At 43.9% G+C, this 23,666-nt stretch carries 24 protein-coding genes; 15 read left to right on the top strand and 9 right to left on the bottom strand.

Features of this window, described 5'->3' with window-relative positions:
- Positions 1 to 33: 33 nt before the first annotated feature.
- Entirely contained in the window at positions 34 to 729 is a 696-nt protein-coding gene (gene tsaA, locus ITG09_12475; protein ID UPR51508.1) for a tRNA (N6-threonylcarbamoyladenosine(37)-N6)-methyltransferase TrmO, read from the bottom strand.
- A gap of 124 nt (positions 730 to 853) precedes the next feature.
- Between tsaA and ITG09_12470 the strand changes: the two genes are divergently transcribed.
- The 3 genes from ITG09_12470 to ITG09_12460 all read left to right on the top strand — a co-directional run bounded on the left by ITG09_12470 (position 854) and on the right by ITG09_12460 (position 3,215).
- Entirely contained in the window at positions 854 to 1,114 is a 261-nt protein-coding gene (locus tag ITG09_12470) for a type B 50S ribosomal protein L31 (protein ID UPR51507.1), read from the top strand.
- Positions 1,115 to 1,240, top strand: a complete 126-nt coding sequence (rpmJ, locus tag ITG09_12465) for a 50S ribosomal protein L36 (GenBank protein ID UPR51506.1) — start codon at positions 1,115 to 1,117, stop codon at positions 1,238 to 1,240. It abuts the gene before it with no gap.
- Positions 1,241 to 1,628: 388 nt separating this feature from the next.
- A complete protein-coding gene (locus tag ITG09_12460) occupies positions 1,629 to 3,215 on the top strand; it encodes an AbgT family transporter (GenBank protein ID UPR51505.1) in 1,587 nt (528 codons plus the stop codon).
- 122 nt (positions 3,216 to 3,337) lie between these two features.
- On the opposite strand, the gene ITG09_12455 is transcribed toward ITG09_12460, so the two are convergent.
- From ITG09_12455 to ITG09_12445, 3 genes are all read right to left on the bottom strand, one after another.
- The gene (locus ITG09_12455) at positions 3,338 to 4,108 is read right to left on the bottom strand and encodes a MipA/OmpV family protein (protein UPR51504.1); all 771 of its coding nucleotides are present in this window, start codon (positions 4,106 to 4,108) and stop codon (positions 3,338 to 3,340) included.
- Positions 4,109 to 4,226: 118 nt separating this feature from the next.
- Positions 4,227 to 4,670 carry a YaiI/YqxD family protein gene (locus ITG09_12450; protein UPR51503.1) on the bottom strand — a complete coding sequence of 148 codons (444 nt, stop codon included), beginning with the start codon at positions 4,668 to 4,670 and terminating at the stop codon, positions 4,227 to 4,229.
- A 57-nt stretch (positions 4,671 to 4,727) separates the two neighbouring features.
- Positions 4,728 to 5,012 (bottom strand): hypothetical protein, encoded by a 285-nt coding sequence (locus tag ITG09_12445; protein ID UPR51502.1) that lies wholly within the window; start codon positions 5,010 to 5,012, stop codon positions 4,728 to 4,730.
- 754 nt (positions 5,013 to 5,766) lie between these two features.
- On the opposite strand from ITG09_12445, the gene ITG09_12440 reads away from it, so the two are divergent.
- A complete protein-coding gene (locus ITG09_12440) occupies positions 5,767 to 6,285 on the top strand; it encodes a GNAT family N-acetyltransferase (GenBank protein UPR51501.1) in 519 nt (172 codons plus the stop codon).
- Here ITG09_12440 and ITG09_12435 read toward each other — a convergent pair.
- Positions 6,251 to 6,559, bottom strand: coding sequence for a DUF3301 domain-containing protein (locus ITG09_12435; GenBank protein UPR51500.1), 309 nt, complete (start codon positions 6,557 to 6,559; stop codon positions 6,251 to 6,253). The two genes, ITG09_12440 and ITG09_12435, sit on opposite strands and share 35 nt — an antisense overlap.
- Positions 6,560 to 6,644: 85 nt before the next feature.
- Entirely contained in the window at positions 6,645 to 7,685 is a 1,041-nt protein-coding gene (locus tag ITG09_12430) for a DUF3549 family protein (GenBank protein UPR51499.1), read from the bottom strand.
- Positions 7,686 to 7,772: 87 nt separating this feature from the next.
- Here ITG09_12430 and ITG09_12425 point away from each other — a divergent pair, with 87 nt between their 5' ends.
- Both ITG09_12425 and truC read left to right on the top strand, forming a co-directional pair.
- Complete coding sequence (locus ITG09_12425; GenBank protein ID UPR51498.1) at positions 7,773 to 8,087, top strand: YqcC family protein; 315 nt, start codon at positions 7,773 to 7,775, stop codon at positions 8,085 to 8,087.
- Positions 8,087 to 8,836, top strand: coding sequence for a tRNA pseudouridine(65) synthase TruC (gene truC / locus ITG09_12420; protein UPR51497.1), 750 nt, complete (start codon positions 8,087 to 8,089; stop codon positions 8,834 to 8,836). Before ITG09_12425 ends, truC begins: the two co-directional genes overlap by 1 nt.
- A 125-nt stretch (positions 8,837 to 8,961) precedes the next feature.
- On the opposite strand, the gene ITG09_12415 is transcribed toward truC, so the two are convergent.
- The 3 genes from ITG09_12415 to map all read right to left on the bottom strand — a co-directional run bounded on the left by ITG09_12415 (position 8,962) and on the right by map (position 13,149).
- Positions 8,962 to 9,345 (bottom strand): DUF3461 family protein, encoded by a 384-nt coding sequence (locus tag ITG09_12415; GenBank protein ID UPR51496.1) that lies wholly within the window; start codon positions 9,343 to 9,345, stop codon positions 8,962 to 8,964.
- A 164-nt stretch (positions 9,346 to 9,509) separates the two neighbouring features.
- Positions 9,510 to 12,131, bottom strand: a complete 2,622-nt coding sequence (gene glnD, locus ITG09_12410; protein UPR51495.1) for a bifunctional uridylyltransferase/uridylyl-removing protein GlnD — start codon at positions 12,129 to 12,131, stop codon at positions 9,510 to 9,512.
- A 139-nt stretch (positions 12,132 to 12,270) separates the two neighbouring features.
- The gene (gene map / locus ITG09_12405) at positions 12,271 to 13,149 is read right to left on the bottom strand and encodes a type I methionyl aminopeptidase (protein UPR51494.1); all 879 of its coding nucleotides are present in this window, start codon (positions 13,147 to 13,149) and stop codon (positions 12,271 to 12,273) included.
- Between the two features lie 457 nt (positions 13,150 to 13,606).
- On the opposite strand from map, the gene rpsB reads away from it, so the two are divergent.
- The 9 genes from rpsB (at position 13,607) to bamA (ending at position 23,643) form a co-directional block, all read left to right on the top strand.
- Positions 13,607 to 14,338 carry a 30S ribosomal protein S2 gene (gene rpsB / locus ITG09_12400; GenBank protein UPR51493.1) on the top strand — a complete coding sequence of 244 codons (732 nt, stop codon included), beginning with the start codon at positions 13,607 to 13,609 and terminating at the stop codon, positions 14,336 to 14,338.
- A gap of 138 nt (positions 14,339 to 14,476) precedes the next feature.
- Positions 14,477 to 15,322, top strand: a complete 846-nt coding sequence (gene tsf, locus ITG09_12395) for an elongation factor Ts (GenBank protein UPR51492.1) — start codon at positions 14,477 to 14,479, stop codon at positions 15,320 to 15,322.
- Positions 15,323 to 15,478: 156 nt separating this feature from the next.
- Positions 15,479 to 16,210: a UMP kinase gene (pyrH, locus tag ITG09_12390; protein ID UPR51491.1), complete on the top strand. Its 732-nt coding sequence runs from the start codon at positions 15,479 to 15,481 to the stop codon at positions 16,208 to 16,210.
- Positions 16,211 to 16,308: 98 nt separating this feature from the next.
- Complete coding sequence (gene frr, locus ITG09_12385) at positions 16,309 to 16,866, top strand: ribosome recycling factor (GenBank protein ID UPR51490.1); 558 nt, start codon at positions 16,309 to 16,311, stop codon at positions 16,864 to 16,866.
- A 98-nt stretch (positions 16,867 to 16,964) separates the two neighbouring features.
- Positions 16,965 to 17,717: an isoprenyl transferase gene (locus ITG09_12380; protein UPR51489.1), complete on the top strand. Its 753-nt coding sequence runs from the start codon at positions 16,965 to 16,967 to the stop codon at positions 17,715 to 17,717.
- 15 nt (positions 17,718 to 17,732) lie between these two features.
- Positions 17,733 to 18,575 carry a phosphatidate cytidylyltransferase gene (locus tag ITG09_12375; protein ID UPR51488.1) on the top strand — a complete coding sequence of 281 codons (843 nt, stop codon included), beginning with the start codon at positions 17,733 to 17,735 and terminating at the stop codon, positions 18,573 to 18,575.
- A 50-nt stretch (positions 18,576 to 18,625) separates the two neighbouring features.
- Complete coding sequence (gene ispC / locus ITG09_12370; GenBank protein ID UPR51487.1) at positions 18,626 to 19,834, top strand: 1-deoxy-D-xylulose-5-phosphate reductoisomerase; 1,209 nt, start codon at positions 18,626 to 18,628, stop codon at positions 19,832 to 19,834.
- A complete protein-coding gene (gene rseP, locus ITG09_12365; protein UPR51486.1) occupies positions 19,831 to 21,189 on the top strand; it encodes a sigma E protease regulator RseP in 1,359 nt (452 codons plus the stop codon). Before ispC ends, rseP begins: the two co-directional genes overlap by 4 nt.
- Before the next feature lie 48 nt (positions 21,190 to 21,237).
- The gene (gene bamA, locus ITG09_12360) at positions 21,238 to 23,643 is read left to right on the top strand and encodes an outer membrane protein assembly factor BamA (GenBank protein ID UPR51485.1); all 2,406 of its coding nucleotides are present in this window, start codon (positions 21,238 to 21,240) and stop codon (positions 23,641 to 23,643) included.
- Positions 23,644 to 23,666: the final 23 nt, after the last annotated feature.

Below are 23,666 nucleotides of genomic sequence, written 5' to 3'. Positions count from 1 at the left end.
ATAGCCGCATATAATATCAGCCTATTTGGGATCTCAAAAGCGTTCAATGTCAGTTACATTGATGAAAAGCGCCTCAACAACGAATTTCACGTTAAGATCGAACAAATTTACCGCATATTCCTTACTGTCCGGCTTGCCTTTTTTATAGGCAGGGCGTGGATCTTGACCAAGCACTTCTTTGATCACCTGAATGATATGGCGTGCCTGCGGGTGTTGTGCCAGTTTCGCTTGGGCTTGCTGTGAAAAGTTCACGTCTAGCACTTCAGGTTCATCGGCGGCAAAGCCTCCAAGTGCACCCGGAATCGCATCCGAGTAGGGGATATAAGGTTTGATGTCGATGATCGGCGTGCCGTCTACGAGATCGACACTGCCCAAATCCAACCAAGTCTGCCCCTTCTCTTGAGAGACACCTTTGAGCTCAACCGCGGACATACCAATCCCATTCGGTCTGAATGTCGCACGTGATGCGAACACACCTATGCGTTCATTACCACCGAGTCGAGGTGGTCTCACTGTTGGTTTCCAGCCCGCTTCAAGGTTCTTGTCGAATAGAAATAGCAGCCACACATGGCTGAATTGTTCGATGTTACGAACTGATTCAAGGCAGTTTGCCGCATCAACCAGCCTGACTCTTGAGGTGGATGTTGGCACCAATCTAGGTTGCCTTGGCACGGCGAACTTCTCTTTATAAGGAGACTCTATAAAGCCAATAGGTTCAATGGAGTACATGAGCAGACGCTCTCTAATTACGATCTATGGTGGAAAAATATCATAAATTAGCTTGTTTTTCTTTTGATAATGATTATCATTTGAAATGTTATAACATAACAAATTAATCATTTAGGGAAAGACAATGAAACCAAATATCCATCCAGATTACCGTCCTGTGGTCTTTCATGACACCAGTGTCGATGAGTACTTCTTAATAGGCTCTACGCTGAAAACAGATCGCACTATTGAATGGGAAGATGGCAATACTTATCCTTACTTCACCATTGAAGTGTCGTCAAAATCGCACCCTTTCTATACCGGTAAACAGAGGGTGCTACATAAAGAGGGACGTGTTGCGAACTTTACTCGTCGTTTTGGTCAATTAGGTAAGGGAGCGAAATAAATGAAAGTCGTGAAATCACTGAAAAGTGCAAAGAGCCGTCACCCAGATTGTCAGATAGTAAAGCGCCGAGGCCGTCACTATGTTATCTGCAAAACCAATCCGAGATTCAAAGCAGTTCAGAAATAAGCCGTCAATTGGATGTGACACGTGTGTAAAAAACGAGGGGAAAGTCAAACTTCATTCATTTGCCTGCTTTTCTTTTCCCTCGAGAGGAACCTGGTTAAAGATAGGGTATTTATTTAGCGTACGATGTATTTTATTTTCAAGTGAATCAATAGGTTACATCTTTGTTTATATTTGTGGTGAATGTGTATTTGTGAATTATAAATCTAGATTTTGTATTTAATGTAGATTTATTTGCTAATTAATTGTTCAAATAGAGTTAAAAGCCGTCGTTTGTTACACATTTTGTAACATTTTGAATTTCTAATTGATAATTTTGTCGCGTACCCTTCGCTGGCAATTTGAACATTTTTGTCACAATTGCATAGGAATCACTACAAGGAGGGAACTGATGAGTTCATCAGCTTCAATAAAAAACAACTCGCCAAAGAAACCTATTTTTACCCGTTTTCTCGATGGTGTTGAGTATTTGGGGAATCTATTACCCCACCCGATCACTCTTTTCGCAATCTTCTGTGTCGCTATTCTAGTTACTTCAGGTATCGCTGGATATTTTGAAGTATCTGTTATGGACCCTCGTCCAGAAGGTGCTCCAGGTCGTGCTGCTGACGGCATGATCTACGTTGTAAGCTTACTTAATGCTGAAGGCTTACAGCTCATAGTTACTAATCTAGTGACAAACTTTGTTGGCTTTGCGCCATTAGGTACCGTGCTTGTTGCAATGCTAGGTGTAGCGATTGCTGAGCACTCAGGTTTATTATCTGCGGCGATGCGTGGCATGGTAATGGGCGCATCTAAGCGCATGGTTACGGTAACCGTAGTTTTTGCCGGTATTATCTCTAACACGGCTTCAGAGCTTGGTTATGTAGTACTTATCCCGCTTGCAGCAATGCTTTTCCACTCTTTGGGTCGTCACCCATTAGCTGGTCTAGCGGCAGCATTTGCTGGTGTATCTGGTGGTTACTCTGCAAACCTTCTAATCGGTACGGTTGATCCACTGCTTTCTGGTATTACCACAACAGCAGCACAAATGATCGACCCGACTTACAACGTTGGTCCTGAATCAAACTGGTACTTCATGTTTGTTTCTACTTTCTTCATCGCGATTACAGGTGCATTTGTAACTGAGAAGATTGTTGAACCAAAACTGGGTAAATACAACGACGAAGAAGCGTCTGAAGATTTATCAAATGATTCAATGGGCAAGCTAACAGACGTTGAGAAGAAAGGCCTTAAGCTTGCAGGTATTGCAGTATTAGCGGTTTCTGCACTTCTTGCATGGACGATTGTTCCAGCTGATGGTGTTCTACGTTCAGCAGCAGGTACGGTTTCAGGTTCTCCATTCCTGAAAAGTATTGTAGCGTTCATCTTCGTATTCTTCGCAGTTCCTGGTTTTGTTTACGGTAAAGTTACCGGTACAATGAAAACAGACCGTGATGTTATCAATGCAATGTCTAAGTCTATGTCTTCAATGGGCATGTACATCGTACTTGTGTTCTTCGCTGCTCAGTTTGTTGCTTTCTTCAAGTGGACTAACTTCGGTCAAGTATTCGCAGTTGCAGGTGCTACGTTCCTACAGGATATCGGCCTAACAGGTCCAATGTTGTTCTTCGCATTCATCCTAATGTGTGGCTTCATTAACCTGATGATCGGTTCCGCTTCTGCTCAGTGGGCTGTAACAGCACCTATCTTCGTTCCAATGCTAATGCTAGTAGGCTATGCACCTGAAACGATTCAAGCGGCTTACCGTATCGGTGACTCAACAACAAACATTATTACTCCAATGATGAGCTACTTCGGTCTTATCCTAGCTGTAGCTACGCGTTACATGAAGAACCTAGGTATCGGTACTCTGATTGCAACTATGCTTCCATACTCATTAGTATTCTTGGTTGGTTGGAGCTTAATGTTCTACGTTTGGGTATTCGTATTTGGCTTACCAGTAGGTCCGGGCGCTGCAACGTACTACACGCCATAGTGAGTAGTGATAGTCGAACATTTTGATTCGCTATCAACTGAATAAATTATGTGATACCAAAGGGCCTGCATTGATGCAGGCTCTTTTAATTTGGAGCCTGTAAATTATTGAAGTCTACAAACTTACAACCCCGCAAAACGATAGGTTACCCCTAATTCAAACGACCAACCTAAATCTCGTTGGATCAACGCGCTGTTGCTGTCGTGATGAATCAAGTCTGCTCGTGCGATACCAATCCAAGTGGGTGTGAACTCATAGAGTCCGATTAACCCGGCTTGATAGACAAAGGTTGACCCAGAATCAAATTGACTCAACCCAGAGGAAGAAGCCTCTGCGTTAGAAATACTGTAAAGATGATTTGAGAGCTTTTTGTCTCGATAGTCGATTTCTATGTAAGGCGTAATAGTGAATGGTTGCGTCCACGTTTCTAGCGTTCTGCCTAAGTGAAGCTGAACTTCATAGCCGTTATGCTCTGAAGTCACGTCGTGTAAATAGGTCAGGCGTGCGCCTACCGTGCCTAAAGTTATCCCTAGCTCTCCATTACCATCTCGGTCTTGAATGCCGTTAGGTAGGTCTACAAAAGTGTCTGACACCTCTGCAAAGCGCCAGTTTCCTGATAACCCCACATAAGGTAGCAGTTGCCAATTGACTAGGCTGCCATCAATAAAGCCTTTCGGGCCGGAATAGAAGAGGTTGGGTGTTGCACCGAGTTGAGGAGAACTTTTAGTGGAGAAAACACTTTCACCATAGGTGATACCGCCACCTATGATTCCGTATTCTTCATCGGCGAAATCTTTATGGGCAAAGCCTTCATCAGCAAAACTTTCCTCGGCGAAGGAAAGTTGAGTGTTGCAAAAAAGAATGGATAGCGAGAGGGCGATTCGACGAATCATAAGCAATACTCCGTTATTGTAATAAATATCAAGAACGGAGTATGTCGATTAAAATTTCATCGGGGCTGCATCTACTAAGTGACGATTTCTAAAGTTGTCGTCATTAGAAAGACTGCGTTTAGCGTTTAGCTAGCAGGCGATCGAGGTGGTTTGCGAACTCACGACGGTCGGTTTGAGAAAGGGTACTTGGTCCGCCAGTTTGAATACCACTTGAACGCATAGTATCCATGAAATCACGAATGTTGAGACGTGCTTTGATGGTTTCTTTGGTGTAAAGCTCCCCGCGAGAGCTTAAAGCAAGCGCACCTTTGGTGATCACTTCATCAGCCAGAGGGATGTCTGAGGTTATCACTAGATCGCCGGGTTCCGTGCGTTTTACTATTTCATCATCTGCAATATCAAACCCGCTTGGGACTTGAATTGAGTGAATGTTATTACGCTTGGGAACGGGAACCAAATGGTTCGCGACAAAGGTACATTCCACCCCTGTGCGCTCAGCTGCGCGTACGATGGTTTCTCGGATAACCTTGGGACAAGCGTCTGCATCAACCCATATCTTCATAGTGTTCTATTTCTCTGTTAGCTTATTTACCGGTCAACTTATTGCTCGGTTAACTTATTATTCAGTTAGTTTGGCTTCAAGCGTGGCTACGCGAGCAGTAAGTTCAAGGATTTGTTTTTCCAGTTGGCTAACACGGTCTAGTGCTGGCTCTTCTTGTGTTGCGACTTCCACTTTAGGTACTCGATTCGCACTTTTCCAGCTCTTGATAGTTGTGATCAAAGCAGGCATCGGTACAGATGTGCTCATACGAGCTTTAACTAAAGCAACAGTCGGCTCTTTTCCTTGCGCTTGCAGTCCTTCAAGCACTGATTTCAACTCTTCAGACACATCTTTTGTCAGCATGTTGACCTCCATTTTTAGTCTTTAGTTATTTTACTCGCTCCGGTGGATGATAGCGAATCATAAAACATCCCATGCCGTGTGAGAGATCTCTTACAAAGGCTGTGAGATAACACGAATACATCGTTAGAGAGATTGATGTGTATATATTTAAAGTGTTGAATTTTAATTGTTTTATATAATTAACAACTTTCTTGAATTCAAAATGTGATGCAAATCTATTGTCCGGAATCCTAAATCGCGTAAATTAAACCTTGTCGGAAGGATTCTGACACGGAACAGGAAAGCACCAAGGATTTGGTTATCTTCAGGATGAAGATTTGGTTACTTAGGATTGAGTGATCAAGCATGGAGCGTAAGGACATTGTAGGGATACAGTCAGTTAACAGGAAGTTAGCTGCAACGGAATGACAATGGACACCTTTAGGATTAAAGGGTTGGATTAGCATCAGGACGATGTAAAGGACACCGCTCACGGAACAAGTGATGTGCGCTAACTAGGATTGTTAGCTTTCAGGATGATTGGACACCGCTAGGACGGCGAAGTAAAGGAAAGAGCTGAAGGATTACAGCCACTATTATGGATGATGCATGGAGCATTAATTAGTAGCCGGACTGCTGCGAGTAAGACCCTAGCCCTGACACTTCGGTGTCGGGGCTTTTCTTTTCCTGAGGCTTTTCTCTATCTAGACGGCTCTTTTTCATCTAAGAGCGCAACATCTGCTTTTCTGCTAATGGTCAACACAAGGAGTGTTTTATGACGATAGCAACCTCAAGAACGTTGTTGGTACCTTATACTGAACAGCTAGAACTCGACTTTATCAAGTTAAATTGCTGCCCCATTAATCGTGCTGAAATGAATGGGCCTCACTCTGTCGCCTCTGCGAAGCATCTATTTGAAGAAATACTGCAAGATAACGTCGGCTTCTGCCGCGCGATCATCCACAACCAAACCCGTGAATATCTTGGACATGTCTTTGTTTCATCGGAAAAGGGTAAGCATGAACTTGGCTTTATTTTGGATAAAGAGTACTGGAATCAAGGCTTTGCTAGTGAGGTACTAAGGCCTTTCTTTAGTTTGGTGCGTTTTGAAGAGCGTCTAACGAATGTTGTTGCGACTGTGAATGTCGGCCACAACCCATCTATTAAGCTACTAGAAAAATTAGGTTTTGCATTTAAAGAGACCAAACAAGATCAGTTTGGCCCTTATCATGAATATCGTTATACCGAGTATTGCGACGTTACATTCTATGAGGCTGTAGCTCAAACCGCATAGAACGGAAACCCACCATAGTCAGTTTCCCTTGGTACAGGTCATCACCCAACGCCGAAAACTCGAATTGGTACACGGTGTGCCAGCGCCAAATGGTGGTTAGCTCATGGCGCATCTTAAGTTTATGACCACTGAAGGCGACACTTAATAATTGTAGGTCTAGCTCTTTACACTTTCTCGCAATGGCAGCTTTCGCAAGCTCAGATTGCCTGCGCTGCTGCCAAAACAGAAAGCAAAAGAAGCACAGGAACAAAATAGCCAATAAGTTATCTATCATTTAATCCATACTTCCTTTTTATCTCTCTATTCCGTTCGTGATTTGAGTTTTTTCTTACGAGCTATTGTTCGGTTCTATTTAGTTTCTATTGCGACTTAGCCGCTTGTTGTAATTCAACAAGTGCATTGGCAAGTTCTGGTGATGGGTTCGAGTTCAGTAGCGGTAAAAATACCATTCTCAGAGTCGGAATCATCACTAAATCTGCAAACAATTGATTGAACAGGTTTTGATTACCCGTTTGTGCGAGACGCAGCAAGAATTGCTCAGCAATCGCTGGGTCTTGTAGTGCATACCAGCTACGACCAGCCAAGCCAATTAACACCTCTTGGTGGCTTAAGCGTGGGCTAGCCAGAACTTGGTTAATTACGGCATTCGTTGTGCTTTGCTCAGCACCAGAAAGGGCACGAACCAAGGCTGACAGCAAGAACAGATCAGGTTCTTGGCTGTTGATCTCATTCTCTGCCATCTCTTGTAAGCGTTGAGCGAGCTTGTCATTGATTTGCGTATGCTCAAGTGCCCCTAGTGTTGCGTATAAAGGTTCTGATGGTAGTTTATTTAGCGCTTTTCGAATCGCGACACCGTTTTGTTGGCTGCTTAGGCGAGCACACATGTCGGTGATGCCTTGAAGACCAACCGTTTTCCAGTTGTCCCAGCCTAGAGCGCCAGTGAAGTAGTGTTGAGCATGTTCGTAGTATTGGCTCGTCGCTAGGTCTAAACCTGCTCTGACTTGGCTATGGAAGACGGCCATCTTGTCTTCTGAAGGCTTGAACGTGTATGGGTTGTTAGACAGCTTTTGTTGCTGCTCTTCGCTGATCTCGCCGTTTAAACGTGTGCCCATTGCTTCAATAACAAACTTAAGGAAGTTGCCTACATCGCCTTGATGCAATAGGCCTCTTTCGTCCAGCTTGAACTTTAGGAACCAAATCCAAGGTTGCTTGTGTTCGTTCCAGTAACTAATGGCTAAGTGAGCTTGTTTCTGAAGTGGAAATGGGTACGGCTGTTTCCCTTGCTCAACATCAGAGAATAAGGTGTTGTCGATCTTCTGAATGCGACGACCTAGGTCGTAGATATCGTATTGGCAACCGCTATTCTTGAGTAACTGTGTGAGCGTGTGAATCGTTTCCATAGTAATAAAGCTCCTAACTTTCTTTCCTAAATAGATGGTACTCTATGCCCCAATTTCAAGGTCACTAGATAAATAACTTGGTGAAAAATGACAGCTGCCACAAAGTTACCTCTTTTACTTCAACAATTAGAACAACAAATGCGCCAATGTTCTCTGTGGAGCGCTCTTCCTCCCTCGGATGAGGCGCTTGCAAGTGTTGAACCTTTCGCGATTGATTCGTTACAACCGGAAGAGTGGTTGCAGTGGATCTTCATCGTTAAGATTAGCGTAATGATGGATGCCCAAATGAGTCTACCTAAAGGCTTTGCGATTCATCCTTATTTTAGTGAAGTGTGGAAAAATGAGGCAGACAAAGCTGAACTGCTAGTGACGATTCTGAGCATTGATGAGGTATGTGCGTAATGTTAGAGATCATTTATCAAGATGAGTATTTTGTCGCGGTGAATAAGCCGGCGGGAATGCTAGTACATCGCTCATGGTTGGATAAACACGAGACTCAATTTGTGATGCAGACATTGCGCGACCAAATTGGTCAGCACGTCTTCCCTCTACATCGCTTAGACCGACCAACATCTGGTGTGTTGGTGTTTGCATTGTCGAGTGAGGTTGCCTCTGAGGTGATGCCGATGTTCGCTAATCATGAGATGCAAAAAACCTATCATGCGATTGTCCGTGGTTGGATAGAAGAGGGCGATACGCTCGATTATGCACTTAAGGTTGAGCTGGATAAGATCGCAGATAAGTTCGCGAAAGAAGACAAAGAAGCGCAAGAGGCGGTGACAGTCTATGAACCGCTAGCAAGAGTAGAAGTGCCATATTCAACAGGACGTTTTCCAACGAGCCGTTACTGCTTAGTTGAGATGATGCCAAAGACCGGCCGCAAACATCAGCTGCGTCGTCACATGGCTCACCTAAGACATCCCATCGTGGGCGATACTTCACATGGTGATGGTAAGCACAACAGACTGTTCCGCGATGATTTAGATTCGCACCGTTTGTTGTTGCACGCTTCTGAGTTGCGTTTCATTCATCCTTTTACAAAGAAAGAATTAGTAATGAAAGCTAGCCTAGATGAAACGTGGCTAAGGTTGTTTGAAACTTTTGAGTGGGATACCAACTTAGTGAATGCTGAAGCGCGTTTGTCTAAGTAAACTCACACGCGTCTAGTCAACGTAGATAGTAGAAAAAACAGAGGGCTGATAGTGATATCAGCCCTTTTTGATGTCAGTACAATCTCAACGTCATAAATAATGTTAGTTAGATGTTCATTGCGGGATCATTTTAGTTTTTCTAGATCGGCTTCGATCTCAGCGATCTTACTTGATACCACCTTCTCTAGGTGGCGTAAGTCAGTCAGGATCTTCTGCTTCACATCCACTTCAGCCGTTGGCGTGGGTTTGGTGATCTTGTTGAGCTCATCAATCACAAGAGTGAGGTTACGGTTAATCTCAGTCACTTCTTTGTATTGATTATTTCCACCGCTAACAAGCACACTTTTTACTTGTCGTGGGTACTTAAACTTAACGCTTTTCGCGAACAGTTCACCTTTCTGCTTACGAAAGTAAATCTTCAGAATATCTTTGTGGGCTTCTTGGCGAAGGGAGTAACGTTCAATCTGTTTAGGTTCGTGGATACCTAAGCCAGTGAGGTTTGGATACATAAGCGACCTCTAGTTTATGAATGTAATACTTTTATGTAATTGACTTAATCAATGTAGCAGCCTAGCGACGAGCTAGATAGTTGATATCTGGGAATTGATTGTAAGTTGTGGGCAAGATCGCTCTCTATCTTTGCCCACACTTATTCGATGGTTAGATTCTATTTTTAAGGCGCAAGTTCCGAAACATGTTCTGTTAATCTTTCTCTTAGCGCTTGCTCTTGCTCTTCAGAAAGTCTTCCTCCCACTTCACTGGTCAGAATAAACAAATCTTCTGCACGTTCGCCGATGGTGGTAATTTTAGCACCGTGCAAATTGATGTCTAACTCAGCAAAGGTTGCACCAACTTGAGCCAGTAATCCCGGCGTGTCCAGTGCTCTGAGTTCCATCAAGGTGCGTTTCTTGCTCTTGGTCGGTAGGAACTCAACTAAGGTTTTGACCTTAAAGTGCTGCAAGTTACGTGGCGTGCGACGTGTCTTAATCTTAGTCGGACGACCATCCGCCAGAACATGGGTTAGGTGCTTAGCGACGGCTTTGTGCCTTGCTTCGTCAATCGCTTCACCATGTTGGTCAAGTACGATAAAGGTATCTAAAACATGACCATCTTTGCTGACCATGACCTGCGCGTCATGAACGTTGAAGTTGCGTCTATCCAATTCAGCCACAACAGTCGCAAAAAGTGCAGCTTGGTCTTTACAGTAAACAAACACCTCCGTGCCACCACGCGTCGCTTTCTTGCTGATCAAAACTAACGGTTGGCTCGGGTCTTTTAGACGAAGTAAGTGCTCACAGTGCCAAGCGATTTGCTTGTGTGTATGACGTAAGAAGTAATCGGCTTTGAAACGTTGCCAAAGCACTTCAATCTCACGAGCGGTGAACCCCTCTTTACGTAACAGAGCTGATGCCATCTGCTGATTGTGACGAATACGGTCTCTGACATCGACTGGGTTTTCTAAGCCGCGACGTAGCGCTCGCTGTGTTGAGTGAAATAGCTCGGCTAGCAGGGTGCGTTTCCAACTGTTCCATAATTCTGGATTGGTTGCACAGATATCGGCGACGGTTAAACACACCAGTAACTCTAATGATTCTTCATCACGGACTTTTTTAGCAAACTCTGTGATGACATCAGGGTCGTAGATATCACGGCGCTGGGCAGTGACAGACATCAATAGGTGATTTTGAACGAGCCATGCGACCTGTTTTGCTTCTGGTTTAGACAACCCATGTTCAATACAGAATGAGTAAGCCTCAACGGCGCCGATTTCCGAGTGATCACCACCTCTACCTTTGCCTATATCGTGGAAGATAGCCGCCAGAATCAACAACTCTTTCTTTTGAACTCGTGGATAGACTTCACAACAGATAGGGTGCTTATCGTGGTTTTCGATTTGACCAAATCGGTTGATGTGCTTGAGCAGGCGAATACTGTGTTCATCAACGGTGTAAACATGGAATAGGTCAAACTGCATCTGACCAACGATCTGGCTCCACTGCGGTAAGTATGCCGAGAGTACGCCCAGTTTATGCATTAGGCTAAAAGCTTTGTGCAGGGCATTAGGGTGGCGAACTAGATCCATGAACTTGTCACGAGCTTCAGGAATGGTATGCAGGAATCGGTTCAATCGACGACGCGCTGTTCGCAGTTGTCGCAATGTTGGGGGACTAACCCCTTCGATTGAAGAGTCATTCGCAATGTGGATGAACATATCGAGAATGGTTTCTGGTCTTGCTTGGAATAGGGCTGGCTTACGTGCTTCGATCAATGCGCCTCGACGTTGAAAGTCACTATCGAGAATCTCAGCGTCTTGGGTCTGACCGCCATTGATGATCGCTTGATCGAATAGCTTGAGCAGCATCTTATTGAGTTCAGCAACACGACGAAGGGTCCGGTAGAACTCCTTCATCATCATCTCAACACCGCGGTTTCCTTCGCCCGTATAACCTAAATGTTCAGCGACTTGAGCTTGATGGGCAAAAGTGAGACGGTTGTCGTAACGGCGCAGTTCAATGTGCAATGCAAAGCGAACACGCCACAAGAAATCTTGACACTCAACTAACTCACGATATTCCGCGTCAGTAAGAAAACCGTACTTGCTCATTTCTAACAAAGAGGTCGCACCGAAATGGCGACGGGCAACCCAGCTCAGGGTGTGGATGTCTCTGAGTCCACCCGGAGTTGATTTAATGTCCGGTTCTAGATTGTAGGTGGTGTCGTGGTAACGAGCGTGGCGTTCTCTTTGTTCTTGAATTTTAGCTTTGTAGAAGGTTTCACTTGGCCAAAATGAATCAGAGTGAATCTTCATTTTTAGTTCTTGGAAGGTGTCTTCACTGCCACACAGCAAGCGAGATTCTTGAAGGTTGGTCGCAACGGTTAAATCATCAATACCGATCTCAAGACATTCGGCAATGGTACGCACGGCATGGCCGACTTCTAATCTTAGATCCCAGAGTAGGGTGATGAATTGGCTGACTTTTTCACCTAGCGCTGGTGGCAATGTTTTTTGTGAGACGATGAGAATATCAATGTCGGACAAAGGATGCAGTTCACCACGACCGTAACCGCCCACTGCAACAAGTGAAATATGAGGCAGTTTGTTGAATCCGAAGTTCTCCCACAAACGATTGAGAAGTAAATCCATGTATTCGGAGCGCAGTAGAACCAAGTCGGTGACAGGGTGGTGATTCAGAAATTCATTTTTTTGATACTGCGTGAAGATCTCGAGCTGATTTTTTAATTCGCAGATTTCAATTTGTTCGTCATTGAACGTAAGGGGGCATTGATAAGGCATAGTCTGCTATCCGTGCAAGCAAATGAGAATAGTAAACAATTTAACAGAAGCTGATGGAAAATCGAAATTGAGCGGATAAAAAAATATCCTCGACAATGCGAGGATATTTTTAAAAGGCTGATGCGTTCAGTTCGATGAACTAAGCGTTCTTCATGATACGTGGAATCGTATCGTCGCTGCGTAGTGTCAGTACTTCACAACCTGTATCAGTCACAACTAATGTGTGTTCCCACTGCGCCGAGTTTTTGCTGTCTGCTGTGTACACTGTCCAGCTATCTTGGTCATCAAGACGGCAGCCAAACTTACCAGCGTTGATCATTGGCTCGATAGTGAAACACATGCCAGCTTTTAGCACTGTGCGATCGCTGTTCTTGTAGTGAACCACTTGTGGGTCTTCATGGAACTCAGAACCAATACCGTGGCCACAGTAATCTTTAACAATAGAGAACTTAGCGCGTGGGTTGTTTTTATTGTTTGTTTTGATGTACTTCTCGATAGCCGTACCAATTTGACCAAGCTGAACACCAGGTTTTACTTGGCGCATCCCTTCGTAAAGTGCTTCTTGAGCAACCATACATAGACGTTTGTTTGCCGGAGAAACTTCACCCACAAGAAACATTTTAGACGTGTCACCGTGGTAACCTTGCGGACGAGTGCTTAGGTCAGCGTTTTCGTCATCAGGGATGATTACTGTGATATCAACGTTAAGAATGTCGCCATCTTTTAGTACCGCAGGTTTGAATTGACCTGTGCTACCTGTCTCATCTTGTGATGCTGGAATGCCGTGGCACACAATGTGGTTGATAGACGTACAGATTGACTTAGGGAAACCGTGGTAATCAAGTGGTGCTGAGTATGCGCCTCTTTCTAGAGCGTATTCATGACAGATTTTGTTCAGTTCTTCTGTCGTGGTACCTACTTGGATATGAGGTTCAATCATCTCTAGAATTTCAGAAGCCAGCTTACCGGCAACGCGCATTTTTTGAATTTCTTCAGCAGTTTTAATTTTTACAGCCATTGCATATCTCTTAATTTGGTAGCACCTAAGTGTGCATATTGGGGCTATTCTAGCAGTGCAGCATTTTAGCGCAACATTCTGATACCCATATAATGCTGGTGGATACTATTAAGCGTGATTGAATAGTGTTCAACTTTAAGCCGCTTACCTCTTGCGTTATTGATAGTATTTATAGGAGAAATACAGCGTCAAAGATCAGTATAGCAACCGCCATTTTTATATTTTTTTCTAGCCATAGATGGACAAAATATGGTATAAAGCGCGCCGGACATCAGGACTGTTTTCTCCAATTGGCGAAACAAGCTTCGTGTCCACTAACTTATATCTTTAAATCACACACATTCCGACACATGTTCCGGGGTGCCTCAACAACACAGATAACGGCTGTAAAGTGGTTAGTTGTTAGGGGTCGGATTCATGGGGAATGTGGAGGCCTAACCCCATAGAGGATTTTAAAATGGCAACTGTATCAATGCGCGATATGCTTAAAGCTGGTGTTCACTTCGGTCACCAAACTCGTTACTGGAACCCAAAAATGAAGCCATTCATCTTTGGTGCTCGTAGCAAGGTTCATATCATCAACCTAGAAAAAACTGTACCAATGTTCAACGAAGCTCTAGCAGAGATTGCTAAAGTTGGTGAGAAGAAAGGTAAAGTTCTTTTCGTTGGTACTAAGCGCGCTGCATCTGAAGCTGTTAAAGAAGCTGCTATCAACAGCAATCAGTTCTACGTTAACAACCGCTGGTTAGGCGGTATGCTAACGAACTACAAAACTGTTCGTCAGTCTATCAAGCGTCTGAAAGAACTTGAAGCGCAAGCTCAAGACGGTACTTTCGACAAGCTTACTAAGAAAGAAGCTCTAATGCGCACTCGTGAAATGGAGAAGCTAGAGAAGTCTCTTGGTGGTATCAAGAACATGGGCGGCCTTCCAGACGCTCTATTCGTTATCGATGCTGATCACGAACACATCGCAGTTAAAGAAGCAAACAACCTAGGTATCCCAGTTTACGCTGTAGTTGATACTAACTCTAACCCAGACGGCGTTGACTTCGTTATCCCAGGTAACGATGATGCAATCCGTGCAGTACAGCTTTACCTAAACGCTGCTGCAGACGCGGTTAAAGAAGGTCGTAACAAAGATGTTGCTGCTGTAGCTGCTGAAAAAGACGGTTTTGTAGAAGCTGAATAATAGCGGCTCTGAGCCATATTTAGTTCATATTAAGCGGTCATAATCGATGGCTTAACGGACTGAATACAGTCAATATCAGGGGCCAATTATTTAGGCCCCTGTTTTTTATCTTTTTTAGAATTTACTAAGGAATAGAGAATGGCAACTGTAACTGCAGCTCTAGTTAAAGAACTTCGTGAACGCACAGCAGCGGGCATGATGGAATGTAAAAAAGCGCTTGTTGCTGCTGAAGGCGACATCGAGCTAGCAATTGAAAACATGCGTAAATCTGGCGCAGCGAAAGCAGCTAAAAAAGCTGGTAACGTTGCTGCAGAAGGCACAATCATCATTAAAGAAGAAGCTGGCGTTGCTGCTCTTCTTGAAGTGAACTGCCAAACTGATTTCGTAGCTAAAGATGCAGGTTTCCTTGCATTCGCTAACGAAGTTGCTGAAGCAGCTCTAGCTGAACGTCTAGACATCACTGCTCTTCAAGCTAAGTTTGAAGATGCACGTATCGCTCTAGTAACTAAGATCGGTGAGAACATCGGCATCCGTCGCGTTGAGCTTGTTGAAGGTGTTGCACTAGCTTCTTACCGTCACGGCGAGAAAATCGGTGTTGTTGTTGCTGGTGAAGGCGAAGCTGAAACGCTTAAGCACATCGCTATGCACGTTGCTGCTTCTAAGCCTGAGTACGTTAACCCATCTGACGTACCTGCTGACGTAGTAGAAAAAGAAAAAGCTGTTCAAGTAGAAATCGCTATGAACGAAGGCAAACCACAAGAGATCGCTGAGAAAATGGTTATCGGCCGTATGAAGAAATTCACGGGCGAAGTATCTCTTACTGGTCAAGCTTTCATCATGGAACCTAAGAAAACTGTTGCTGACATTCTTAAAGAGAAAGGCGCATCAGTTACTACCTTCGTTCGTTTAGAAGTTGGTGAAGGTATCGAGAAAGCTGCTGAAATGAGCTTCGCAGACGAAGTTGCAGCGGTACAAAAAGGTTAATCCTTAGCGTATTGATTGAAAAAAGACCGTGGCAAATGCTGCGGTCTTTTTATGAATAGTGAATTATTTTAGGCTTTTAGCTGTTATGAATGCGAACTGAGCTAATCAGTTTTTATCCATGACTGTTAATCATCAACTCTTTGGAAGGTAAACTCCATGACTACGAACCCTAAACCGGCGTATCAACGTATTCTGTTAAAACTTAGCGGTGAAGCACTACAAGGCGAAGAAGGTTTTGGTATTGACCCGACGATCCTTGATCGTATGGCTCAAGAAGTAAAAGAATTGGTTGAACTAGGTGTTCAAGTAGGTGTTGTTATCGGTGGCGGTAACCTTTTCCGTGGCGCAGGCCTTGCTGAAGCAGGTATGAACCGCGTTGTTGGTGACCACATGGGTATGCTTGCAACGGTAATGAACGGCCTTGCAATGCGTGACGCTCTACACCGTGCTTACGTAAACGCACGTGTAATGTCTGCAATCCCTCTTAAAGGTGTATGTGACGATTACAATTGGGCAGATGCAATCAGCCAACTACGTCAAGGTCGCGTTGTGATCTTCTCTGCAGGTACTGGTAACCCATTCTTCACTACAGATTCTGCTGCGTGTCTACGTGGTATCGAAATCGAAGCTGACGTAGTTCTAAAAGCGACGAAAGTAGATGGTGTATTTACTGCTGACCCAGTAGCAAACCCAGACGCAGAGCTGTATGATACTTTGTCTTACAACACGATTCTTGAGAAAGAATTGAAAGTAATGGATTTGGCTGCATTTACGCTAGCACGTGATCACAAAATGCCAATCCGTGTATTTAACATGAATAAACCAGGCGCACTACGTCGCGTGGTTATGGGTGAAACTGAAGGTACATTAATCAGCGACGCTGACTAATTTTTCGGGCTTACTGAGGTGTTATACTTTGGTAAGCTTATCCTTATCACTCCAAATAAAAAGCTTTCTTGAAGAAAGAACATAATCAAGGTGAAATTGTGATTAACGAAATCAAAAAAGACGCTCAAGAGCGCATGGTAAAAAGTGTTGATGCACTAAAAAACAGCCTGCAAAAGATTCGTACAGGCCGTGCGCACCCGAGCTTACTTTCTGGTCTTACTGTTGAGTACTACGGTGCTCCAACGCCTTTGACTCAAGTAGCTAACGTTATCGCTGAAGATGCACGTACACTAGCTATTACAGTGTTTGATAAAACACTGACTCCTCTAGTTGAAAAAGCAATCCTGACATCTGACCTAGGCCTAAACCCTATGTCTGCGGGTACAGTTATCCGTGTTCCACTTCCACCACTAACGGAAGAGCGTCGTAAAGACCTAGTTAAAATCGTTCGTGGCGAAGCTGAAGGTGGCCGTGTTGCTATCCGTAACATCCGTCGTGATGCAAATGGCGATCTAAAAGCACTTCTTAAAGACAAAGAAATCTCTGAAGATGAAGATCGTAAAGCACAAGACGAAATTCAAAAGTTAACTGACGCTGCGGTTAAGAACGTAGACGAAGTTCTAGCTGTTAAAGAAAAAGAGTTGATGGAAGTTTAATTTTCCATATTCTTTTCTTTCCGGAAAAACGCTGTACTCACGGTGCAGCGTTTTTTTATGCTACTCTGTTCGACTATTAGAATTTGATTCACTCTTTTATGCATAATTCTCAAGCGTTCACAGACTCTCTTCCTAAACACATTGCTATCATTATGGATGGTAATGGTCGTTGGGCAAAAGCTAAGGGCAAGCCTCGCGTTTTTGGCCATAAAAACGGTGTTCAAGCCGTTCGTAAAACTATCTCTTCTGCAGCCAGACTTGGCATTAAAGCCGTTACTCTTTTTGCGTTTAGTAGCGAGAACTGGCGTCGTCCTGAAGAAGAAGTCGGTATCTTGATGGAACTGTTTATTTCAGTGCTGTCGAGTGAAGTAAAAAAGCTTCATAAAAATAATCTACAACTTCGTGTTATCGGTGATAAAAGTCGTTTCAATGATCGACTACAAAAGAAGATAGAAGAAGCGGAAGCTTTGACTAGCACCAATACTGGTATGGTTATTAATATTGCGGCTAACTACGGCGGTAAGTGGGATATTCAGCAAGCAATGACCTCTATTGCTCAACAGGTAAAGTCTGGCGATATTAATGTAGATGACATTGATGAAGCTATGATTACACAGCACCTGACGATGGCAGATATTCCTGAAGTCGATCTACTTATCCGTACCAGTGGCGAATGCCGTATTAGTAATTTTATGCTTTGGCAGTTGGCTTACGCCGAAATGTATTTCACTGAACAATTCTGGCCAGACTTTAATGAAGACAGCTTAGTAGAAGCTGTGACTTGGTTTGTAAACCGTGAGCGTCGTTTTGGATGCACTGGTGAGCAAATTAAAGCTCTGATGGACAGTTAATAAGGATTTTTTGGTTTGAAACAACGAATTATTACGGCGTTGATTTTGGCTCCCCTAGTTATTCTAGGTATTTTTGAGTTATCACTTCCCACATTTATACTCTCACTCGCAGTAATCACGCTATTGGGCTTTTGGGAGTGGACTCAGTTTGTTGAAAGCAAATCACGTTATTTAGCGTTGATTCCAACGGTTGTGGTTAGTGCTGCAAGTTTTGCTTTTATCCCTTTTGATGCATTTAGCCTTAATAACTTGTCTACTGCTCACTACGCCATCCTAACGATTGGCTCGATTTGGTGGGTAATCGCGAGTGGCATGGCGGTGACTTATCCTAAGTCTATGCCTGCATGGAAAGACTCTTCTCTTCTTCGTCATGCCTTTGGTGTACTAACTCTACTGCCATTCTTCTGGAGTGTGGTTATCCTACGTGCTAACGGTATCGATGTTGATCCTTACCACGGTGCAAAATTGGTGATGTTTGTTTGCTTGCTTGTTTGGGCAGCGGACAGCGGTGCTTATTTTTCAGGAAAGAGCTTTGGTAAGCGCAAAATGGCACCAGCGGTGAGCCCGAACAAGACGATTGAAGGTCTTATTGGGGGGATTATTACTGCAGTGATCGTGGCTTGGATCTTTGCTGACTTGTTTGACATCCAATTCACCAGCTCACTTCACATGATTGTTATTACCCTTGTGACCGTTGTTATTTCTGTTCTAGGTGACCTTGTTGAAAGCATGTTTAAGCGTGTTTCTGGGGTGAAAGACAGCAGTAATCTGATTCCTGGTCATGGTGGTATACTAGATAGAATAGATAGCTTAACAGCTGCATTCCCTGTCTTTGCTCTGCTTTATTTAGCATTCTAATAAAAAGGGCAGTGATTCTGCCCTTTACTACATTTCTACGGTCATATGTGATGCGAAATCTAACTATCCTTGGTGCAACCGGCTCAATTGGTGCAAGTACACTGAAAGTCGTTGAGCAAAACCCAGATCTCTATTCAGTGGTTGCACTGGCTGCTGGTTCGAATGTTGAAAAGATGCTGGCGCTAGTTAAAAAGTGGAAACCAAGCTATGTTGCTATGGCTTGTCCTGATGCAGCCTCTCAACTGACTGAGGCGTTGTCCACCAGTTATCCTAACGTAAAAGTACTTTCAGGCACTGAAGGCATGTGTCTGGTTGCTTCTCTAGAGGAAGTGGACACGGTAATGGCTGCTATTGTTGGTGCCGCAGGTTTACTTCCTACTATGTCTGCGGTAAAGGCTGGGAAGCGTATCTTGCTTGCAAATAAAGAAGCCTTAGTGATGTCAGGACAGTTGTTCATCGACGCAGTAGAAAAATATGGCGCTGAGCTACTTCCTGTTGATAGTGAGCACAATGCTATCTTTCAATGCCTACCGAAAAATGTACAAACCCATCTAGGTCGTTGTAATCTGGAAGATAGTGGTATCAACCATATTCTCTTGACGGGTTCTGGCGGTCCTTTCCGCTATACCGATGTTACAGAGCTTGAATCCGTTACTCCTGAGCGCGCTATCGCACACCCTAATTGGTCTATGGGTCCTAAGATCTCTGTCGACTCAGCAACTATGATGAATAAAGGCTTAGAGTACATTGAGGCTAAGTGGCTATTTAATGCTTCTCAAGAGCAGTTGAAAGTGATTATCCATCCTCAGTCTGTGATTCATTCTATGGTCCAGTACAAGGATGGCTCTGTGCTTGCTCAAATGGGCGAACCTGATATGGCGACGCCAATTGCTTTGACGATGTCTTACCCTGAGCGTACAGAAGCGGGTGTCAAGCCTCTGGATTTCACCAAAGTGGGCGAGCTTACTTTCCTAGAACCCGATTTTAGCCGTTATCCATGTTTAAGATTAGCTATTGAAGCTTGCTACCTAGGACAGCATGCTACAACAGCAATTAACGCGGCAAACGAAATTGCAGTCGATGCTTTCTTGAACAATCGAGTGAAGTTTACCGATATTGCTATTATTAACGAGCATGTTATGAGCAAAGTATGTGAACAACATAACTCTGAGGGCTTAGATAGCTTGGAAAGCCTTCTCGAGCTCGATAATATGTCTCGTCAAATAGCCATTCAATTTATTAAAGAGCAGCTAGCATGAGTGGAATTCTGTGGAACTTCGCATCCTTTATTGTAGCGCTTGGTATTCTGGTCGCTGTTCATGAGTTTGGACACTTCTGGGTTGCTCGCCGCTGTGGTGTGAAAGTTGAGAAATTCTCGATTGGTTTTGGTAAATCAATCTGGAGCAAAGTTGGCCGTGATGGCATAGAGTACAGCTTGTCTGTCATTCCATTAGGTGGTTACGTTAAGATGCTTGATGGTCGTGTAGACGATCTTTCTGAAGAAGAACAACAATACGCTTTTGATAAGAAGCCATTGTGGAAAAGAACTGCAATAGTTGGGGCAGGTCCTGCGTTTAATTTTATCTTTGCCGTTTTTGCGTATTGGCTAGTATTTTTGATTGGCGTACCGGCAGTTAAACCCGTAATTGGTGAAGTTACTCCGCAATCTATTGCTGCACAAGCCGGAATTGAAACTGGAATGGAACTTAAATCTATTTCAGGAATCAAAACCGCAGATTGGGAATCAGTCAATATGGGTTTGATATCGCATATTGGTGACCAATCGATGACTGTAACGGTTGCCTCTCAAGACGATATCGGCTTTGAACAACAGATGATATTGGATATTTCAGACTGGTCGTTTAACCCAGAAACTGAATCTGCAATGACAACGCTGGGTTTTAGACCGTATTCTCCAGAGATATCGACAGTGCTTGCTCAAGTCATTGATGACGGTGCGGCATACGATGCCGGAGTAGAGGCTGGCGACAAAATTGTTGAGATTAATGGGCAGCCTATTGAACAGTGGCAGTCGGTTGTTGAGTTAATCCGTTCGAATCCGATGACATCCTTGGACCTTGTGGTCTTACGAAATGGTACTGAACAGTCATTAGTTATGACGCCAAAAAGCCGCGAGCTTTCTGATGGTTCCACAATCGGCTATGCAGGTATTGCTCCAGAAGTCGCAGAATGGCCAGAAGATTATCGCTTTGAGTTACAATTTGGTGTAATTGAGTCTGTAGGAAAAGCATTTGATAAAACAGGTCAAATCATTGGGTTGACGCTGACAATGCTTAAGAAGCTCATCGTTGGTGATGTTGGCTTGAATAACTTAAGTGGCCCGATTTCAATAGCTAAAGGTGCAGGGACAACCGCCGATTACGGTTTGGTTTATTTCTTAGGCTTTTTGGCTCTGATTAGTGTTAACTTAGGGATTATTAATTTGGTTCCGCTGCCTATGCTTGATGGCGGACATTTGCTATTTTTCGCCATTGAGGCTGTTACTCGTAAACCTGTTCCTGAAAAAATTCAGGAAATTGGATACAGAGTGGGAGGTGCAATCCTCTTCTCTTTGATGGCTCTGGCAATATTTAATGACTTTACTCGTCTGTGAATGGTTTCTCACAGGAATTGGTAGTAGCAAGGAATAATTAGAATAAGTATGGCGATTAAGCAAATTCTGTTCGCAAGTCTATTGGCCACTAGTGTGGCTGCGAACGGAGCACAAAACTTTGTGGTTCAAGATATCAAGATCGAAGGTTTACAGCGTGTTGCACTTGGTGCTGCTCTACTCAAAATGCCAGTGCGTATTGGCGATGAAGTGGATGAAAGCGATGTGTCTGAGATCATTCGTGCATTGTATGCTTCAGGTAACTTTGAGGACGTTAAAGTCCTTCGCGATGAAGGTGTTTTAGTTGTTCAAGTGAAAGAACGACCGACTATCGCGAGCATTTCATTCTCGGGTAACAAAGCGATTAAAGAAGAGCAACTTCAGCAGAACCTAGATGCGTCTGGTGTTCGCGAAGGTGAAGCTCTTGACCGCACTACACTGAGTAACATTGAGAAAGGCCTTGAAGATTTTTACTACAGTGTTGGTAAGTACAACGCGACAGTAAAAGCGGTTGTGACGCCTTTGCCTCGTAACCGTTCTGACCTTAAATTTGTGTTTACTGAAGGCGTATCCGCTAAGATTCAGCAAATCAACTTTATCGGTAACGAAGTTTTCTCTGACGCTGAACTCCTCAGTCGTTTCAACTTGAATGTTGATGTTGCATGGTGGAATTTCCTTGCGGATGAAAAATATCAGAAGCAAGTATTAGCTGGTGATATTGAAGCGCTGAAATCTTACTACCTTGATCGTGGTTACCTTAAGTTTAAGGTGGACTCAACTCAGGTGGCGATCTCTCCAGACAAGAAAGGTGTTTACATCACACTCGGCCTTGATGAAGGCGAAGCTTACACCGTTAAAGATGTCTATTTCCGTGGTGAGCTAATCGGCCGTGAGGCTGATTTCGAAGCGTTAGTGCCATTTGAAGACGGCGATACTTATAACGGCTCCTCGGTAACGTCTTTGGAAGAGAACGTAAAACGAATTCTTGGTGAATCTGGCTATGCCTACCCACAAGTTCGCACTATTCCAGAATTTGATGATGAAACCAAAGAAGTTTCGTTAGTGATCAATGTAGAAGCGGGGAGTCGTATCTACGTTCGTGATATTCGTTTTACGGGTAACAACTCAACCAAAGATGAAGTGTTACGTCGCGAGATGCGTCAGATGGAAGGAAGTTGGCTTAACTCGAGATCGATTGATACCGGTAAGAGCCGCCTGAACCGTTTAGGTTACTTTGAAACTGTGGATGTACAAACCGTACGAGTCCCAGGTAGTGAAGATCAAGTTGATTTGGTTTACAACGTTAAGGAAGCAAACTCTGGCAGCATCAACTTTGGTGTTGGCTACGGTACTGAATCAGGTGTCAGCTTCCAAGTTGGTTTACAGCAAGATAACTTTGCGGGTTCAGGTAATCGTGTTGGCGTAAGTGCCATGATGAACGACTACCAAAAGAACGTGAGCTTAGACTACCGCGACCCATACTGGAACCTTGATGGTGTGAGTTTAGGCGGTAAGATCTTCTACAACGAATTTGAAGCCTCTGAAGCGGGCATTGTCGACTATACCAACCAAAGTTACGGTACCAGCCTAACATGGGGTTTCCCTATGGATGAGCTGAACCGTCTTGAGTTTGGTGTTGGCTATACGCACAACAAGATCGGTAACGTTCCAACCTATATCCAAGTTGAACAATTCGCGAGAAGTATTAACCAATATGGTGACGAACACATCCTAACCAATGACTTCGATATCAATATCTCTTGGACTCGTAACAATCTTAACCGTGGTTTTTTCCCAACCGAGGGTAACCACCAACGTGCTTTCGCTAAAATGACAGTACCAGGCTCTGATGCTCAGTACTTCAAAATGCAGTACGATGTAAAACATTACATCCCGCTGACCAAAAAGCATGAGTTCACACTATTGATGCGTGGCCGATTAGGCTATGGTAATGGTTATGGTCAAACGGATGGTAATGATAACTTGTTCCCATTCTACGAGAACTACTACGCGGGTGGCTTTACTACTCTACGTGGTTTTGGTTCTAACTCGGCAGGCCCGAAAGCTGTTTACGGAAGCAGTACGGGTAACAACCCAACCTACGATACCGCTACGGATGATTCTGTAGGTGGTAACGCGGTTGCATTAGCAAGTTTAGAGTTAATCGTACCTACGCCGTTTGCTTCTGATGAAGCGCGTAGCCAAATTCGAACCAGCGTCTTCTTCGACATGGCAAGTGTATGGGATACCGAGTTCGTAGATCGTGGCGCACCGAACAGTGGCAGCAAGTACTACTACGATTATTCTGATCCAACCAATTATCGCTCATCTTATGGTGCCGCTCTTCAATGGATGTCACCAATGGGCCCACTGGTTTTCTCTCTAGCGAAACCAATTAAAGTTTACGAAGGTGATGATGAGGAATTCTTCACATTTACCATTGGTAGAACTTTCTAATATTTAAAGGACAATATTTTGAA

It is taken from the genome of Vibrio cyclitrophicus (genome assembly GCA_023206055.1).
GTDB classification, from domain to species: domain Bacteria; phylum Pseudomonadota; class Gammaproteobacteria; order Enterobacterales; family Vibrionaceae; genus Vibrio; species Vibrio cyclitrophicus_A.
This window is presented reverse-complemented; position numbering and strand designations above follow the sequence as displayed.

What these genes read in the sequence shown, in the direction of transcription:
- tsf (UPR51492.1), top strand. Translation starts at nt 14,477, where the DNA reads ATGGCAACTGTAACTGCAGCTCTAGTTAAAGAACTTCGTGAACGCACA.
- ITG09_12415 (UPR51496.1), bottom strand. Translation starts at nt 9,345, where the DNA reads ATGTATCCAAACCTCACTGGCTTAGGTATCCACGAACCTAAACAGATT.
- tsaA (UPR51508.1), bottom strand. Translation starts at nt 729, where the DNA reads ATGTACTCCATTGAACCTATTGGCTTTATAGAGTCTCCTTATAAAGAG.
- ispC (UPR51487.1), top strand. Translation starts at nt 18,626, where the DNA reads ATGCGAAATCTAACTATCCTTGGTGCAACCGGCTCAATTGGTGCAAGT.
- ITG09_12380 (UPR51489.1), top strand. Translation starts at nt 16,965, where the DNA reads ATGCATAATTCTCAAGCGTTCACAGACTCTCTTCCTAAACACATTGCT.
- ITG09_12435 (UPR51500.1), bottom strand. Translation starts at nt 6,559, where the DNA reads ATGATAGATAACTTATTGGCTATTTTGTTCCTGTGCTTCTTTTGCTTT.
- pyrH (UPR51491.1), top strand. Translation starts at nt 15,479, where the DNA reads ATGACTACGAACCCTAAACCGGCGTATCAACGTATTCTGTTAAAACTT.
- rpmJ (UPR51506.1), top strand. Translation starts at nt 1,115, where the DNA reads ATGAAAGTCGTGAAATCACTGAAAAGTGCAAAGAGCCGTCACCCAGAT.
- ITG09_12440 (UPR51501.1), top strand. Translation starts at nt 5,767, where the DNA reads ATGACGATAGCAACCTCAAGAACGTTGTTGGTACCTTATACTGAACAG.
- ITG09_12460 (UPR51505.1), top strand. Translation starts at nt 1,629, where the DNA reads ATGAGTTCATCAGCTTCAATAAAAAACAACTCGCCAAAGAAACCTATT.
- ITG09_12445 (UPR51502.1), bottom strand. Translation starts at nt 5,012, where the DNA reads ATGCTGACAAAAGATGTGTCTGAAGAGTTGAAATCAGTGCTTGAAGGA.
- ITG09_12455 (UPR51504.1), bottom strand. Translation starts at nt 4,108, where the DNA reads ATGATTCGTCGAATCGCCCTCTCGCTATCCATTCTTTTTTGCAACACT.
- map (UPR51494.1), bottom strand. Translation starts at nt 13,149, where the DNA reads ATGGCTGTAAAAATTAAAACTGCTGAAGAAATTCAAAAAATGCGCGTT.
- rpsB (UPR51493.1), top strand. Translation starts at nt 13,607, where the DNA reads ATGGCAACTGTATCAATGCGCGATATGCTTAAAGCTGGTGTTCACTTC.
- ITG09_12425 (UPR51498.1), top strand. Translation starts at nt 7,773, where the DNA reads ATGACAGCTGCCACAAAGTTACCTCTTTTACTTCAACAATTAGAACAA.
- bamA (UPR51485.1), top strand. Translation starts at nt 21,238, where the DNA reads ATGGCGATTAAGCAAATTCTGTTCGCAAGTCTATTGGCCACTAGTGTG.
- truC (UPR51497.1), top strand. Translation starts at nt 8,087, where the DNA reads ATGTTAGAGATCATTTATCAAGATGAGTATTTTGTCGCGGTGAATAAG.
- ITG09_12430 (UPR51499.1), bottom strand. Translation starts at nt 7,685, where the DNA reads ATGGAAACGATTCACACGCTCACACAGTTACTCAAGAATAGCGGTTGC.
- glnD (UPR51495.1), bottom strand. Translation starts at nt 12,131, where the DNA reads ATGCCTTATCAATGCCCCCTTACGTTCAATGACGAACAAATTGAAATC.
- rseP (UPR51486.1), top strand. Translation starts at nt 19,831, where the DNA reads ATGAGTGGAATTCTGTGGAACTTCGCATCCTTTATTGTAGCGCTTGGT.
- ITG09_12470 (UPR51507.1), top strand. Translation starts at nt 854, where the DNA reads ATGAAACCAAATATCCATCCAGATTACCGTCCTGTGGTCTTTCATGAC.
- ITG09_12450 (UPR51503.1), bottom strand. Translation starts at nt 4,670, where the DNA reads ATGAAGATATGGGTTGATGCAGACGCTTGTCCCAAGGTTATCCGAGAA.